This is a genomic window from Erwinia sp. 1181_3 (genome assembly GCF_052824965.1).
The window spans coordinates 52,108-66,824 of sequence record NZ_VTDE01000003.1 but is presented as its reverse complement, the minus strand read 5'-3'; the positions used below and the strand labels follow the sequence as shown (position 1 = coordinate 66,824).

Annotated in this window: 14 protein-coding genes, 1 tRNA gene and 2 pseudogenes; 6 read left to right on the top strand and 11 right to left on the bottom strand. The window is 53.7% G+C overall.

Annotated features, from left to right (window positions below; all coding sequences use genetic code 11):
• Positions 1-48 precede the first annotated feature (48 nt).
• Both FY046_RS08630 and tesA read right to left on the bottom strand, forming a co-directional pair.
• Complete coding sequence (locus tag FY046_RS08630) at positions 49-819, bottom strand: SDR family oxidoreductase (protein WP_159337495.1); 771 nt, start codon at positions 817-819, stop codon at positions 49-51.
• Positions 820-850: 31 nt separating this feature from the next.
• Positions 851-1,474, bottom strand: coding sequence for a multifunctional acyl-CoA thioesterase I/protease I/lysophospholipase L1 (gene tesA / locus FY046_RS08625; RefSeq protein WP_133845712.1), 624 nt, complete (start codon positions 1,472-1,474; stop codon positions 851-853).
• Between tesA and ybbA the strand changes: the two genes are divergently transcribed.
• Together ybbA and ybbP are read left to right on the top strand one after the other, a co-directional pair.
• Complete coding sequence (gene ybbA / locus FY046_RS08620; protein ID WP_133845711.1) at positions 1,445-2,131, top strand: putative ABC transporter ATP-binding protein YbbA; 687 nt, start codon at positions 1,445-1,447, stop codon at positions 2,129-2,131. The genes tesA and ybbA overlap by 30 nt on opposite strands.
• The gene (gene ybbP / locus FY046_RS08615) at positions 2,128-4,545 is read left to right on the top strand and encodes a putative ABC transporter permease subunit YbbP (protein WP_446185970.1); all 2,418 of its coding nucleotides are present in this window, start codon (positions 2,128-2,130) and stop codon (positions 4,543-4,545) included. The genes ybbA and ybbP overlap by 4 nt, the downstream gene beginning before the upstream one ends.
• A gap of 41 nt (positions 4,546-4,586) precedes the next feature.
• Here the strand turns inward: ybbP and FY046_RS08610 are convergent, their stop codons facing one another.
• The 5 genes from FY046_RS08610 to ppiB form a co-directional block, all read right to left on the bottom strand.
• Complete coding sequence (locus FY046_RS08610) at positions 4,587-5,339, bottom strand: helix-turn-helix transcriptional regulator (RefSeq protein WP_446185969.1); 753 nt, start codon at positions 5,337-5,339, stop codon at positions 4,587-4,589.
• A gap of 371 nt (positions 5,340-5,710) precedes the next feature.
• The gene (purK, locus tag FY046_RS08605) at positions 5,711-6,778 is read right to left on the bottom strand and encodes a 5-(carboxyamino)imidazole ribonucleotide synthase (protein ID WP_446185968.1); all 1,068 of its coding nucleotides are present in this window, start codon (positions 6,776-6,778) and stop codon (positions 5,711-5,713) included.
• Positions 6,775-7,284: a 5-(carboxyamino)imidazole ribonucleotide mutase gene (gene purE / locus FY046_RS08600; RefSeq protein WP_159337488.1), complete on the bottom strand. Its 510-nt coding sequence runs from the start codon at positions 7,282-7,284 to the stop codon at positions 6,775-6,777. The genes purK and purE overlap by 4 nt, the downstream gene beginning before the upstream one ends.
• A gap of 148 nt (positions 7,285-7,432) precedes the next feature.
• Positions 7,433-8,149 (bottom strand): UDP-2,3-diacylglucosamine diphosphatase, encoded by a 717-nt coding sequence (gene lpxH, locus FY046_RS08595; protein ID WP_133845706.1) that lies wholly within the window; start codon positions 8,147-8,149, stop codon positions 7,433-7,435.
• A gap of 2 nt (positions 8,150-8,151) precedes the next feature.
• Complete coding sequence (gene ppiB, locus FY046_RS08590; protein ID WP_133845705.1) at positions 8,152-8,643, bottom strand: peptidylprolyl isomerase B; 492 nt, start codon at positions 8,641-8,643, stop codon at positions 8,152-8,154.
• Positions 8,644-8,986: 343 nt separating this feature from the next.
• On the opposite strand from ppiB, the gene cysS reads away from it, so the two are divergent.
• Positions 8,987-10,375, top strand: a complete 1,389-nt coding sequence (cysS, locus tag FY046_RS08585) for a cysteine--tRNA ligase (RefSeq protein WP_167864083.1) — start codon at positions 8,987-8,989, stop codon at positions 10,373-10,375.
• An 85-nt stretch (positions 10,376-10,460) separates the two neighbouring features.
• Here the strand turns inward: cysS and ybcJ are convergent, their stop codons facing one another.
• Positions 10,461-10,673, bottom strand: a complete 213-nt coding sequence (ybcJ, locus tag FY046_RS08580; protein WP_133845703.1) for a ribosome-associated protein YbcJ — start codon at positions 10,671-10,673, stop codon at positions 10,461-10,463.
• Positions 10,673-11,539: a bifunctional methylenetetrahydrofolate dehydrogenase/methenyltetrahydrofolate cyclohydrolase FolD gene (gene folD / locus FY046_RS08575; RefSeq protein ID WP_167864084.1), complete on the bottom strand. Its 867-nt coding sequence runs from the start codon at positions 11,537-11,539 to the stop codon at positions 10,673-10,675. Before folD ends, ybcJ begins: the two co-directional genes overlap by 1 nt.
• Positions 11,540-11,783: 244 nt before the next feature.
• On the opposite strand from folD, the gene FY046_RS08570 reads away from it, so the two are divergent.
• Entirely contained in the window at positions 11,784-12,101 is a 318-nt protein-coding gene (locus tag FY046_RS08570; protein ID WP_133845700.1) for a hypothetical protein, read from the top strand.
• Between the two features lie 234 nt (positions 12,102-12,335).
• Positions 12,336-12,412 (top strand) — tRNA-Arg (locus FY046_RS08565).
• A 21-nt stretch (positions 12,413-12,433) separates the two neighbouring features.
• Here the strand turns inward: FY046_RS08565 and FY046_RS08560 are convergent.
• Positions 12,434-12,775, bottom strand: a pseudogene (locus FY046_RS08560) (site-specific integrase); the annotation flags it as partial.
• Positions 12,776-12,791: 16 nt separating this feature from the next.
• Positions 12,792-13,872 (bottom strand): annotated as a pseudogene (locus FY046_RS08555) (IS3 family transposase).
• Positions 13,873-14,065: 193 nt separating this feature from the next.
• Here FY046_RS08555 and FY046_RS08550 point away from each other — a divergent pair.
• A complete protein-coding gene (locus FY046_RS08550; protein WP_446185967.1) occupies positions 14,066-14,707 on the top strand; it encodes an EcsC family protein in 642 nt (213 codons plus the stop codon).
• Positions 14,708-14,717: the final 10 nt, after the last annotated feature.

The following is a 14,717-nucleotide window of genomic DNA, read 5'->3' as shown; positions in this document are numbered from 1 at the left end:
AGTTTCTTACTGTATTGGGGCGAGGGGCGATGCTTCAAGGCCCGGCGACTAATTCTGGCGTAAAAACCGATCCATCATCCAGCCTGGCAGCAAACGGCGCAACAGCGTAATGACATGGGTCACCATCGTCACAGGATAGCGCAAACGTGGGTGGCGGCTCTCCAGCGCATGCCGCAGCTTCGGCAGAATCGCCTCCGGCGGCAGCGTAAAGCGGGCGGCGATCCCGGGATTTTTCACCGGTTTATCCTGCTGCGCCTGCCGGACGTTATCGGTAAAGCGGGTATGAATTGGCCCTGGTTCAATCAGGCTGACGCGCACACCGCTGCTGTGCAGCTCCATCCGCAGGGCATCAGACCAGGCCTCCAGCGCGTATTTACTTGCGGCATAGGCACCACGCCCTGGTGTTGAGATCAGTCCCATCACCGAACTGGTATTCACAATGCGCCCGCTGGCGGCGATCAGCGCAGGCAGCAGCAGGATAGTGAGCTGGTGGGTACCGAACAGATTGGTGGCGAACTGCTGTTCTAGCTGCTGACGCGATACCGACTGCAAGGGACCATAAACGCCGAAGCCCCCGTTATTAAACAGGCCTGCCAGGCGGCCATCACACAGCGCAAGGATCTCCCCGGCAGCATGCTCGACGCTGGTGGCGTCATCCAGGTCCAGCAAGACACCGCTAAAACCCAGTTCGTTCATGCGTTCGACATCCTGCGGTTTACGGCAGGCCGCGATAACATGGTAGCCACGGCGCAGCAGATCGTTGGCTGCCACCAGGCCAATCCCGCTGGAACTGCCCGTAATAACAATACTTTTTTGCATAACTTTACCTGTCACGGCACTCAGAGCCGGGTCACTCATGCTTAACTAGGGGAGCCAGGTTTTTAGCCATCAGGTCGGCAATAAACGGTTGGGCCGCAGGGTTAGGATGAATGCCATCGTCCTGCATCCATTCCGGTTTCAGATAAACCTGTTCCATAAAGAACGGCAGCAGCGGAATGGCGTGTTCCTGAGCCAGTTTGGGGTAGATAGCCGCAAAGGATTCGGTATAACGCTTGCCGTAGTTTGGCGGTATACGTATTTGCATCAGAATCGGCTGCGCTTTGGCGGCCAGCGCCAGTTTAATCGCCTGATCCAGGTCCTGCTCCACCTGCTGTGGGGCAAAACCGCGTAATGCATCATTACCACCCAGTTCAATCAGTACCCAGCGCGGCTGATGTTGTTTCAGCAGTGCAGGAAGACGAGCCAGCCCCTGCGTCGCGGTGTCACCGCTTATGCTACCGTTAATAATGGTGGGGGATTTTTTCCATTTATCATTGAGTAACGCAGGCCATGCAGCACTGGCAGACATGCGGTAACCGGCGCTCAGACTGTCGCCGAGTACCAGCAGCGTATCTGCCGCCGTTGCGCGCAGCGTCATAAAAGCCAATAAGAACAGGAAAGGGTAATGCCAGCGGAAAACATTCTTGAAGTTCATCGTCTTAGTAAGTCCGTCGGTCAGGGTGAGCATCAGCTTTCCATCCTTACCGGAGTTGAGCTGGTTGTCAAACCGGCTGAGACCCTCGCCCTGATCGGTGAATCGGGATCGGGTAAGTCGACGCTGCTCGGAATTTTGGCCGGGCTGGACGACGGCAGCGAAGGAGAGGTGATGATGCTCGGCCAGCCGCTGCACAAGATGAACGAGGAGCAGCGGGCTGAATTACGGGCGAAGAATGTCGGCTTTGTTTTCCAGTCGTTCATGCTGGTGCCGACCCTGAATGCTCAGGAAAATGTCCAGCTTCCGGCACTGCTGCGTGGTGAAAGCGATCGTCAGAGCCGTGAGCAGGCAGCCGCACTGCTGGCGCAACTTGGGCTGGGCGAGCGTCTCAGCCATCTTCCTGCTCAGCTTTCTGGCGGAGAGCAGCAGCGCGTGGCGCTGGCCCGCGCCTTTAACGGCCGCCCGGCGCTGCTGTTTGCCGATGAACCGACCGGTAACCTTGATCGCAAAACGGGTGACCGTATTGCCGATCTGCTTTTTTCGATGAACCGTGATTATGCCACCACGCTGATCCTCGTCACTCATGATGAACAGCTGGCGGCGCGCTGCGATCGTCGGCTGCGGCTGCGTGATGGCAAGCTGTGGGAGGAAGCATGATTTGGCGCTGGTTCTGGCGTGAGTGGAAATCGCCCTCGCTGCTGATTGTCTGGCTGGCGTTAACGCTGGCGGTGGCCTGCGTGCTGGCGTTGGGCTCACTCAGTGACCGTATGGAAAAAGGCTTAAGCCAACAGAGCCGTGACTTTATGGCGGGTGACCGCACGCTGCGCAGCAGCAAAGCCGTGCCTGATGAATGGCTGGCGCAGGCGCGTGCTGACGGATTGCAGGTAGGGCGTCAGCTCAGCTTTATGACCATGACGTTTGCCGGAGAGACCCCGCAGCTGGCGTCGGTAAAGGCGGTGGACGATCTCTATCCGATGTTCGGCCAGCTGACGACCGCACCCGTCGGGCTGAAACCCGCAGCGGGTACCGTGCTGGCCGCACCACGCCTGCTGGCATTGCTGGAGCGTAAAGCCGGGGACCAACTCGACGTGGGGGATACCACTCTGCGTATTGGGGGGGAAGTGATCCAGGAGCCGGATGCGGGCTTTAACCCGTTCCAGACCGCACCGCGTCTGCTGATGAACCTGGCCGATGTGGAGAAAACCGGGGCTATCCAGCCCGGCAGCCGCATCACCTGGCGCTATAAATTCTCCGGCACTCCGGCGCAACTGGCGCGTTATGACCGTTATATTGAAGCGCGGCTGACGCCCGACCAGCGCTGGATCAGCGTGGAAAACAGTGAGGATGCGCTGGGGAAATCCATGCAGCGCGCCCAGCAATTCCTGCTGCTGTCAGCACTGCTGACGCTGATGCTGGCGATTGCCGCCGTGGCCGTGGCGATGAGCCATTACTGTCGCAGCCGCTACGATCTGGTGGCGGTACTGAAAACGCTCGGGGCTAACCGCACGGCACTGCGTAAATTGATTATCGGCCAGTGGCTGGCAGTGCTGCTGCTGGCGGCGGTGGTGGGCAGTGCCATTGGGCTGGGTTTTGAAGCACTGCTGCTGCGGATGCTGCGTCCGGTGTTGCCGGGTGAGCTTCCTGCCGCCAGTGCCTGGCCGTGGCTGTGGGCGGTGGGATCGCTGTTTGTCATCTCCCTGCTGGTCGGGTTACGCCCTTATCGCTTACTGCTGGCGACCCAACCGCTGCGCGTCCTGCGCCGCGATGCCGTGGCGAATATCTGGCCGCTGAAGCTGTATCTGCCTGCGATGGCGGTGGTGGTGATTGGCCTGCTGGCTCTGCTGGTGGGGGGCAGCAAACTGTTGTGGGCGCTGGTGGCAGGTATTGTGCTGTTGTCGCTGCTGCTGGGTGCCATTGGCTGGGGCGGCCTGCTGCTGCTGCGCCGTCTGACGTTGCGTAATCTGGCCTTTCGTCTGGCGGTGAACCGACTGCTGCGTCAGCCCTGGACCACGCTCAGCCAGCTGGCGGCGTTTTCGCTGTCGTTTATGCTGCTGGCATTGCTACTGGTGATGCGTGGCGATCTGCTGGATCGCTGGCAGCAGCAACTGCCGCCGGGTAGCCCGAATTACTTCCTGTTAAATATTACCGAGCCGCAGGTGCCGCAGGTGCAGGCCTTCCTGCAACAGCATCAGGTGAAGGCAGAAACCTTCTATCCTGTAGCGCGAGTACGCCTGACCGGGATCAATCAGCAGCCTGCCGATCCGGCGCAGGATGAATCCCTGAACCGCGAGCTGAACCTGACCTGGCTGAAGGATCTGCCGGATCACAACCCGATGACAGCGGGGAGCTGGCCGCCAAAAAATGGGGAGGTGTCCATTGAGCAGGAGCTGGCAAACCGTCTGGGCGTGAAGCTCGGAGATACGCTGACCTTTACCGGTGATACTCAGGAGTTCAGCGCGAAAATCAGCAGTATGCGCAAAGTCGACTGGGAAAGCCTGAAGCCGAATTTCTTCTTTATCTTCCCTCCGGGCGCGCTTGATGGACAGCCGCAAACGTGGCTGACCAGCTTCCGTATGGATAATGACAATGCCACGCTGGCACAGCTTAATCGTCAGTTCCCGACGCTCAGTCTGCTGGACATTGGCAGTATCCTGAAGCAGATAGGGCAGGTGCTGGCGCAGGTCAGCCAGGCGCTGGAGATTATGGTGATCCTGGTGACCGCCTGCGGCGTGCTGCTGTTACTGGCGCAAATCCAGGTGGGCATGCGTCAGCGACGTCAGGAGCTGGTGGTCTACCGTACGCTGGGTGCCAGTAAGAAGCTGCTGCGCGGTACGCTGTGGTGCGAGTTTGCGCTACTTGGTGTGGTGTCCGGTATTGCAGCGGCTATTGGTGCCGAAGTGGCGCTGTGGGGGCTGCAACGCAAAGTGTTCGACTTCCCGTGGCAGCCTGATTTCGTGCTGTGGCTGGTGCTGCCGCTGACCGGCGCGCTGCTGCTCTCATTGTGCGGCGGCTGGTTGGGTGTGCGCTTGCTGAAAGGGAAAGCGCTGTTCAGAGGGTATTACGCAGGATAGTGAAAGGAGGCCGGTGAAAGCCGGCCTGTTTACTGCGGACCTTAGTTATTATCCTCTTTGTCAGGGAATACAGGGCGAATAAGTTTCATCTCTACGCCAAGACGGATGGCATGCTTTGCGTTGTTAACGCCTAATTTTTTCACAGCGTTGGCAATATGATATTTCACTGTTGTCAGTTTCACCCCGGTAATAATCGCTATTTCTTGATAGGACTTCCCTATGCTGACCCAATATATGATCTCATTTTCACGATGAGAAAATATATTTCTGTTATTCATCTTTTCGAAATCACTGTCAATCTGTAGTTTCTGATACAGGTATGTTGTTTTCTCGTGGGTTAATATCAACAGAAGCTGAAGTTTACTTTTATTTTCCAGGACAATATCTTCGATGTCATTGTCATATTCATTTTCTGAAAAAAGCGAAAGCATAACCAGGTTGTTGTATTGATCGTGGAGAACAAAAGTGTAACCATTGATAATGTCATGATTTCGGGCCATGTCAAAAAAGCTGAGTGACTTGATGCCCTGACTGAGTAGGAAATTTTCATCCCATGAAAAAGGTGTAATGCGGTGTAATGCGGTGATGACAACCGGATCAATGAACTGAAAGTTGTTTTGTTTATAGATGCGGAACCATTCTTGTCGATTAGAAATAATAGAAACATCGGCAGGATTGCTTTTGCTCATGATCGCGTAAACATATTTTATTTTATTGAAGCTCGATAGCTCTTTTTCAATATGACGCTTTATAATGGAATTGATAGTTGAATTGTTAAAAAAATCAGCACGCATATTATACTCTCCCTGTAAAATTCCTTATCCTTAATTTACTGTAAAGATATTACCATGGTTGTTGTTATCCGGCTAATCTGGGGAGTATTAAGAAGAGTGAGATCTTCATTGAAGGTGAAAGGTATAACAAAAAGTAAAGGAAACCCTGTAAACGGGTTCCCTGGTGTGGACAAAGTATGCGGCTAAAGACTGAAAAGGGACTAGATGTGTACTATTTTTTATAGCAGGGAGCATAGACCATAAGTGCCGAGAATGTAGCTGTACTTTAGTACAGTCAGGCACTCGCCATTTTCAGAATTTAGCATTCATTAATGGGGCAGGCGGCTGTAGGGGCTGACCTTCTGTTTCGGTCAGCCCGCAAGGTAAAGGGATTAATCCAGCTTCTCAACCGCCCAGGCAATCCCACTGGCGTACTCTTCCGGCAGCAGCGGCACCAGCGCGTTCAGCGCATGGCTGAGGGCCAGTGGGCTGACGTCAGACAGGTTCAGGTGGCCCACTTTACGCCCGGCACGCACTTCCTTCTCATACCAGTGCAGGTGCACCAGCGGCTGCTCCAGCCATGCCAGATTGACGTCGGTGCCAATCAGGTTGACCATCACCGAGGGTGTGTTGACGACAGGCGTTGGCAGTGGAAGGTCCAGAATAGCCCGCAGATGCAGCTCAAACTGGCTGATCGATGCGCCGTTCTGCGTCCAGTGACCGCTGTTGTGTACGCGTGGTGCCAGCTCGTTGATCAGCAAACCCTCCGGTACCACGAAACACTCCATCGCCATCACGCCGATGTAGTTCAGTTCGTTCATGATGGCGGAGAGCATACGCTCGGCCTGCTGCTGATGCTGCGCATCCACATCCGGCAATACTACGCTGGTGCGCAGAATACCGTCCTGATGCAGGTTGTGCGTCAGCGGATAGAACACCGTGCGGCCATCGTGGCCACGTGCGCCGACCAGCGACATTTCACCAGAGAAGTTAATTCCCTGCTCAACAATACACTCGCCGTAGCAATCAGCAGGCAGTGATGCGGTTTCATCTGCACGCAGGCGCCACTGGCCACGTCCGTCATAGCCGCCGGTGCGGCGCTTAACGATGGCAATGGAACCGAGTGTGGTGAACACCTGCGCCCACTCATCTGCACTGGAGAGCAACTGCCACGGCGCGGTTGCCAGACCCAGTCGGTCCAGCAGTTGCTTCTGGGTCAGACGGTCGGCAAGCAGCGGGAAGATATCGCGGTTCACAAAGGCGTTATGGCTGGCCAGTTCACGGGTTAATGCCGTTTCAGGCCAGCGCTCGATTTCGGCAGTGATCACGCTCTGCGCAATGGGCAGGGAGTCGGGTTCCGCATCCAGGCCCACCGGATAGACGGCAATGCCCAGCGGCTCACCCGCCTGGCGCAGCATCCGTCCCAGCTGACCGTTACCTAATACACAGACCGGCTTCATGCATCCACCCGTGGGTCCGGGTTATTCAGCACTTCATCGGTCTGGGTCTGGCGCCAGTGATTCAGGCGGCCTGCCAGTTCGGCATCATGCAGCGCGAGGATCTGTGCGGCCAGCAGGGCGGCATTGGCGGCACCGGCTTTGCCAATCGCCAGCGTGCCCACAGGAATGCCGCGTGGCATCTGCACAATAGAATACAGGCTGTCGACACCGCTCAGTGCGGCACTCTGCACGGGCACGCCCAGTACCGGAACCAGCGTTTTTGCTGCCAGCATACCCGGCAAGTGCGCCGCGCCGCCTGCACCTGCGATAATCACCTGATAGCCATTATCCGCTGCCTGTTCGGCAAAACTGAACAGTTTGTCCGGCGTGCGGTGTGCAGACACCACTTCGCAGTGAAACGGAACATCAAGGCTGGTGAGAATTTCCGCGGTAAATTGCATGGTTGCCCAGTCACTTTTGGAACCCATAACAATAGCAATGCGGGCCGGTGCGGCGTTGGATGACATGCGGGTCTGACTCCTGTGATTGTGATACTTCACCTGAATGGCGCTGTAGGCTTACCAGGTGGGAAGGGCACAGAGAATATCACGACTGAGCGGCAAGGAAAACGGTTGCGTGGCGCGAAATAGCGGCGGGTTTCGCCAGGTTTTTGAATCAGAACGGGAAGGAAATCAGGCTTATTTCATCGCTACTGACTTTGATCATCGAGCCTTCTTCATGCCAGGCCCCCAGAACCAGGCGTTCAGCCGCTTTCCCGTTGATCAGCAGAGGATGCACTGCAGGGCGATGAGTATGACCGTGGATCAGCCACTGAACCTGATGGCGGGCCATCACGTTCACAACAGCCTGGGGATTCACATCCATGATCGACTGGGATTTACTGCTGTTAGCTTCGCGGCTTCCGGCGCGCATTTTCAGCGCGATACGCTGGCGCACAAACAGGGGAAGGGCGAGGAACAGCGTCTGTAACCAACGTTGTTGTACTTTGGCACGAAAGCGCAGATAGCCTTCGTCATCAGTACACAGCGTGTCACCGTGCATTATCAGCACCTGTCTGCCATACAGATCCAGCACCTGCTCTTCCGGCAGCAGCGTCATACCGCAGGCTGTTGCAAAGCGCTTGCCCACCAGGAAGTCACGATTGCCGTGAATAAAGTAGCAAGGGATAGCCAACTGGCGCAGAGCCGTCGCGACCTCCGCATGCAGCGGATTCGGGTCGTCATCGCCAATCCAGGCTTCAAACAGGTCACCGAGAATGTACAGCGCATCAGCATGCTGTGCTTCACGGCGTAAAAAATGCAGAAAACCGGCAGTGATTGCCGGTTCTTCAGTACACAGATGGAGATCTGCGATAAACAGCGTGTGCGACATTATTAGCTGACGGTGACTTTCTGGATGATCACGTCGTCTTTTGGTACGTCCTGGTGCATGCCGCTGCGGCCGGTAGATACGGCTTTGATTTTCTCAACAACGTCCATACCTTCAACCACTTCAGCGAAAACGCAGTAACCGAAGCCCTGCAGGCTTTCATCACGGAAGTTCAGGAAGTCGTTGTCAGCCACGTTGATGAAGAACTGGGCAGTAGCAGAGTGTGGCGCCTGGGTACGAGCCATTGCCAAGGTGCCTTTGGTGTTCTTCAGGCCATTGCTGGCTTCGTTGCGGATCTCGTCTTTGGTGTCTTTCTGCTTCATGCCCGGTTCAAAACCACCGCCCTGGATCATAAAACCGTTGATCACACGGTGGAAGATGGTGTTGTCGTAAAAACCTTCGCTGCAATATTCAAGGAAGTTTTTAACGGTAGCCGGTGCTTTATCATCGAAAGTCTTGATGACGATATCGCCATGATTAGTCTGGAAAGTGACCATATTCTCATCCTGTCAGGGTTGGAGTATTTAACATTGGGCGCCGGAAGCTGAGACTCACGTCTGTTCCGTGCGACAGACGGCTCTTATATCACAAAATGTGATGGCTCGTCAGCCTCCCCCTTCATTCTTCACGTTGCAGATGCGTTGGCTGCATCCACTTACCCCGGTCACAAAGTTATCTATGTTCCCGGGGATAAGCGTCCTTGCCGCCTTCCTGCAACATGAATTATTTTGGGGGGCTCACTCTCATTGGCATTAGCGTGGCGCTAACGTGAAGAATACGGCAGAATAAAGCATTAACTCTTCATCGCTAATCCCGCACACGCTAAAACGGAATGTCTCAATGCTAAAGATTTTCAATACCCTGAGTCGTCAAAAAGAGGAATTTAAACCTATCCATGCCGGTAAAATCGGTATGTACGTGTGTGGCATTACCGTTTACGACCTCTGTCATATCGGACACGGCAGAACCTTTGCGGCATTTGATGTGGTCGCTCGTTACCTGCGTTACAGCGGCTATGAGCTTAACTATGTGCGTAACATCACCGATATTGATGACAAAATCATCAAACGTGCGAATGAAAACGGTGAGACCATTGAGCAACTGACCAATCGTATGATTGCCGAGATGCACAAGGATTTCGCCGCGCTGAATATCCTGCCGCCGGACCTGGAACCGCGTGCGACACGCCATATTCCTGAGATCATTGAGCTGGTCAGCAAACTGATCGCGCGTGAACATGCTTATGTGGCCAGCAACGGCGACGTGATGTTCTCCGTCGACAGCGATCCTAACTACGGTTCGTTATCACGCCAGGATCTGGAACAGCTCCAGGCCGGTGCGCGTGTTGAAGTGGCTCTTGACGTTAAACGCAACCCGATGGACTTCGTGCTGTGGAAAATGTCGAAAGCGGACGAACCCGGCTGGGAATCTCCATGGGGAATGGGCCGTCCGGGCTGGCACATTGAGTGCTCGGCGATGAACTGCAAACAGCTGGGTGAGCACTTTGACATCCATGGCGGCGGTTCTGACCTGATGTTCCCGCATCACGAAAACGAAATTGCCCAGTCTACCTGTGCCCACGATGGCCCGTATGTGAATGTCTGGATGCACTCCGGCATGGTGATGATTGATCGCGAGAAGATGTCCAAATCGCTGAACAACTTCTTTACCGTGCGTGATGTGCTGGAGCATTACGATGCGGAAACCGTGCGTTACTTCCTGATGTCCGGCCACTATCGTAGCCAGCTGAACTATGGCGAAGATAACCTGAATCAGGCACGTTCCGCGCTGGAGCGCCTCTATATTGCTATCCGTAACACCGACGCCAGCGCTGAAGTAGCGGGTGGGGAAGAGTTCGAAGCCCGCTTCCGCGCCGCAATGGACGATGACTTCAATACGCCGGAAGCCTACTCGGCGCTGTTTGACCTGGCGCGTGAAGTCAACCGCCTGAAAGACACCGATAAAGCAGCGGCGAACGGCCTGGCTGCGCGCTTGCGTACTTTGGCTGGCGTGCTGGGCCTGCTGGAGCAGGACCCGGAGCAGTTCCTGCAAAGCGGTGTGAATATCAACGATGAAGAAGTGGCGCAGATTGAAGCGCTGATCCAGATGCGTATTGATGCTCGTGCGGCAAAGAACTGGGCGCAGGCCGATGTGGCACGCGACAAGCTCAATGAGATGGGCATCGTGCTGGAAGATGCCGCAGGCGGCACCAGCTGGCGCCGTAAGTAATCTGCCGACGGGCCGCAGGCCCGTTGCGGATGCAGCATAAAAAAAGGCGACCCGCGGGTCGCCTTTTTATTTCACAGCCGGAAAGTCAGGCCGTCACGGTAACGCTTTCACCGTCAAACTCAACCTTCTGACCCGCCACAATTTTGCAGCGCTTACGGGTTTCCTTTACGCCATTCACCGTAACATGACCGCCAGAGATCATGATTTTCGCCATTGCGCCGCTTTCTACCCAGCCTTCCAGTTTCATCAGGTCGCACAGGTCGACATGGGGATGATCGCCCAGAGAGAAGTTTGCCATTATGCTGTTGCTCCATTGTCGTTGTTTTCGCAGGCCTGCAGGGTGTTCTGGATCAGGGTGGCAACCGTCATCGGCCCCACGCCGCCAGGCACTGGCGTAATGTAAGAGGCACGCTCAGACGCCACATCAAACTCCACGTCGCCCACCACTTTGCCGCTTTCCAGACGGTTAATACCGACATCAATCACGATCGCGCCTGGCTTGATCCACTCACCGGGGATAAAGCCAGGTTTACCGACGGCAACCACCAGTAAATCGGCGTGTTCGATATGGTGACGCAGATTTTTGGTGAAGCGGTGGGTCACGGTGGTGGTGCAACCGGCCAGCAGCAGTTCCATACTCATCGGACGGCCAACAATGTTGGAAGCACCGACGACAACGGCATTCAGGCCGAAGGTATCAATGTTATAGCGCTCAAGCAGCGTAACAATACCGCGCGGCGTGCACGGGCGTAGTTTCGGTGCGCGCTGACACAGGCGGCCCACGTTATAAGGGTGGAAGCCATCGACGTCTTTTTCTGGCGCGATGTGCTCCAGGACTTTCACGTTGTCGATGCCCGCAGGCAACGGAAGCTGCACCAGAATGCCGTCGATTTCTGCGTCGTTATTCAGTTTGGTAATCAGGTCGAGCAGTTCCGCTTCGCTGGTGGTGGCGGGAAGGTCGTAAGAACGTGAGAGGAAACCGACCTCTTCGCAGGCACGACGCTTGCTGCCAACATAAATCTGCGAAGCCGGGTTTTCGCCCACCAAAACCACGGCCAGACCAGGCGCACGTTTACCTGCTGCGAGACGTTGCTGAACACGTTCTGCAACCTCTTGTCGCACCTGCTGCGCAATCGTTTTACCGTCAATAATTTTTGCTGCCATCAGAGAGGGGATCCATCTGTTTTGAGTTAAATCGGGGATTGCGCCTATTTTGTCAGAAGCGCGCCCCGCTGTCAGGCAGAGATTCAATCGTTGAGGTGCATTCGTCCAGCGACAGAGGTGTTCCACTAAGCCACAACCACACTTACCGGGTCATTCCCGGTTTATTCCTAAATCTTTCTGGTACTGACTGTGCCAGGATGACGTTGTAACACGGCAAATCATCTAAAAAGAGAAAGAGGGAATAATGAAAAAGACTATTATTGCACTGTCTGCTTTGCTGCTGGCTTCTCCGGTTTTCGCCGCAACGACCACCGATAACACCGTTGCTGAAGCGCATAAAGGTGCCGATACCGCCAAAGAGAAACTGCATAAGTCCCAGAATGAGGGGGCAGAGATGAAGCTGAAGGCGAAACATGCTGCAGAAGGTGAGAGCAATTCAACCAGCAGCAAGATTTCTGAAGGCAGCCAAAAGGCCTGGAACAAAACCAAAGAAGGCACCGAAAAAGGCTGGGATAAAACCAAGCAGGGTGCAGAAGAGCTGAAAAACAAAGCGACCAACTAAGGCGCTCTGTTCAGTTATTCAGAAGATAAGCCCACCGTCAGGTGGGTTTTTTTATGGGCGCCTTATTGCTTCTGCCTCTGTGGCGACAGACAAAACGCATACCGCTTACTCTGATTGCCTGCTCGTTATGAGATAAAGCTTAGATACTGTTCATAACTTCAGCATTAGGGAGCACCAGGCGGTAAAAACGTTGACTCAGCAGGATCCCACCGTATAATTCGACGCAATCACAATGCGCCCTTAGCTCAGTTGGATAGAGCACCGGCCTTCTAAGCCGTAGGTCACAGGTTCGAATCCTGTAGGGCGTACCAATATTTTTCAATGAATTACAGTCAACTCCCCGTTTTCAATTTTCCCGAGTGGGACAGATTTGGGACATCCACCTTAAAAATTGCATCAATATGCCGGGCATGTTCAGTCAGGTGGTTAGGTGCCAGGTGCGCATACCTTTGTACCATTTCTATACTTTCCCATCCGCCCATTTCCTGCAGTGCCGAAAGCGGAACGCCAGCCTGAACTAACCAGCTCGCCCAAGTATGTCGCAAATCATGAAAGCGGAAGTTTTCAATGCCTGCACGCTTTAACGCCGCCCGCCAGGTAGTGTTAGAATCAACGCGCATCTTTCTGACAGAGGCTGTCGCCGTGCCGTCATTGCGCTTAGATGCCGTGGTGTTGTAGTCCCTCCGGTTTTTAGTACCACCGCCAATGAGGGTCACCGGCCAGTTTTTGCCTCGTATAGATAACAGGCGGTATATCACCCAGTGAGCTATGTGGGCATTCCTCGTTATATTCTGTGCACCAGTCCTCTGTTAGTATGCGGGCTTCTGACAGTGACAGAAAACAGTGAATGTTCAGACATTCACTCCGAAGAGTCCCGTTAAATAATTCAATAAACGGGTTATCTATCGATTTTTCGGGGCGGGAGAAGTCCATGGTAACACCAAGCTCGTGCGCCCATTTACCCAGACTTTTTGGATTAAACGCGCTGCCGTTATCCGTCTGAATAAGTACCGGTAAGCGCTTGTTCAACACCCGTAGCGCCTCCATTACGACGACCACATCTTCACCTTTCAGTGATTTCCATACATGTACGCCAGACACCCCCGACTAAAATTATCCACTACAGTCAGCGCCCGGAAATGCCTCCCATTAAGCAGACTATCCGACACGAAATCCATACTCCAGCACTGAGCAATGTGCGTCAGGGCCGGACGCTGCTGGCGACGTGCTACACTGAAATGCCTGCGAGGACGTTTTCTGCGAAGATTGAGACCTTGCAGACAATAAATACGATGTGTTTTCTTGTGGTTAACCCGCCAGACTTCCCGCCGCAACTGGGTATGAATACGCGGACAACCATATCGTATCGGGGTTTCCGCTATCCCCCGGATACGCTGGGTAATAGCCCGAACGTCACGCCGGTTTTACCTGTGGTAGACAGTTCTGCTCTGCATTAGCAAGCCGTATCCCCGGCGGAAACTGATAAGATATGCTTCCAGCAGTAAATGCAACGCCTAGCGTTTCTAAGCCGGCCTCAGAACTTTTGCTTCAATACCTTCTGTAGCATCTCGTTGTCCAGATTTTGGTCAGCCACCAGTTTCTTCAGCCACTGATTTTCATCCTCCAATTGCCGCAGAAGTCGGAGTTCCATCATGCCCTGACCGGCGAATTTCTTCTTCCAATTGCAAAAGGCGGCCTCAGAAACACACATCTTTCTGCAGACTTCCACGTCGCGGGTGCCAGTTTCTGCCTACTTTAGCGCAAGCGCTATGTATTCTTAGCTATAACGGATCTTTTTCATGACGATGGGTTTCTCGCTGTGATGAAAGAAAGACCAGAAACCTCAGTTTAGACAGTAACTATTTTCAGGGGTAAGGACAATTTTTTTGGTGGTCAACTCTAAAGATTATCTTAATGATTCCGATAATATTTTTGTCTTAACATAATTTTAATAGGGAATTAGAATGGCTGAAGCACTAAGCGAAGGTAAAATCATGCAAGCCCTCAACTGGGCTTACGATAAGGCACTGGATGGAAGCATACCTGGAACAGATTCGGCTTATGAAATGGCCGAGAGTTATCTCAAAGGCGATGACTTTTTAGCTGAAAAGGTCAACTCTCTCATTCGCTGGCAAAATACCAAATCAGCAACGACTGGTTTTGTCTCGGGCCTTGGCGGAATAATCACCCTTCCAGTAGCAATTCCAGCAAGCATCGCGACTGTGATTTATGTCCAGATACGCATGATAACAGCCATAGCTCTCATGGGCGGATATGATGTCAAAGATGATCGCGTAAAAACCCTCGTGTATAGCTGCCTTGCCGGGAACGCCGCAAAAGACATCCTCAAAAGTACTGGCATTATCATCGGTTCTAAAATGTCCACACAGTTAATCAAAAGTATTTCCAAGGAAACTATATTCGCAATCAACAAGCAAGTCGGTTTTAGATTATTAACAAAATTTGGTGAAAAAGGAGCTATCAACTTAGGAAAAATGATTCCCATCGTTGGCGGGATTATTGGTGGAGCCTTTGATGGTGTTTCTACTAACATTGTTGGCAATGTAGCTCGTAAAACATTTATTGAAAATAGTGCGTTAGAATAATAATGCTACT

Coding starts and splice junctions, on each gene's coding strand:
- FY046_RS08630 (WP_159337495.1), bottom strand. CDS start 819: ATGCAAAAAAGTATTGTTATTACGGGCAGTTCCAGCGGGATTGGCCTG.
- ybbA (WP_133845711.1), top strand. CDS start 1,445: ATGCCAGCGGAAAACATTCTTGAAGTTCATCGTCTTAGTAAGTCCGTC.
- tesA (WP_133845712.1), bottom strand. CDS start 1,474: ATGAACTTCAAGAATGTTTTCCGCTGGCATTACCCTTTCCTGTTCTTA.
- ybbP (WP_446185970.1), top strand. CDS start 2,128: ATGATTTGGCGCTGGTTCTGGCGTGAGTGGAAATCGCCCTCGCTGCTG.
- FY046_RS08610 (WP_446185969.1), bottom strand. CDS start 5,339: ATGCGTGCTGATTTTTTTAACAATTCAACTATCAATTCCATTATAAAG.
- purK (WP_446185968.1), bottom strand. CDS start 6,778: ATGAAGCCGGTCTGTGTATTAGGTAACGGTCAGCTGGGACGGATGCTG.
- purE (WP_159337488.1), bottom strand. CDS start 7,284: ATGTCATCCAACGCCGCACCGGCCCGCATTGCTATTGTTATGGGTTCC.
- lpxH (WP_133845706.1), bottom strand. CDS start 8,149: ATGTCGCACACGCTGTTTATCGCAGATCTCCATCTGTGTACTGAAGAA.
- ppiB (WP_133845705.1), bottom strand. CDS start 8,643: ATGGTCACTTTCCAGACTAATCATGGCGATATCGTCATCAAGACTTTC.
- cysS (WP_167864083.1), top strand. CDS start 8,987: ATGCTAAAGATTTTCAATACCCTGAGTCGTCAAAAAGAGGAATTTAAA.
- ybcJ (WP_133845703.1), bottom strand. CDS start 10,673: ATGGCAAACTTCTCTCTGGGCGATCATCCCCATGTCGACCTGTGCGAC.
- folD (WP_167864084.1), bottom strand. CDS start 11,539: ATGGCAGCAAAAATTATTGACGGTAAAACGATTGCGCAGCAGGTGCGA.
- FY046_RS08570 (WP_133845700.1), top strand. CDS start 11,784: ATGAAAAAGACTATTATTGCACTGTCTGCTTTGCTGCTGGCTTCTCCG.
- FY046_RS08550 (WP_446185967.1), top strand. CDS start 14,066: ATGGCTGAAGCACTAAGCGAAGGTAAAATCATGCAAGCCCTCAACTGG.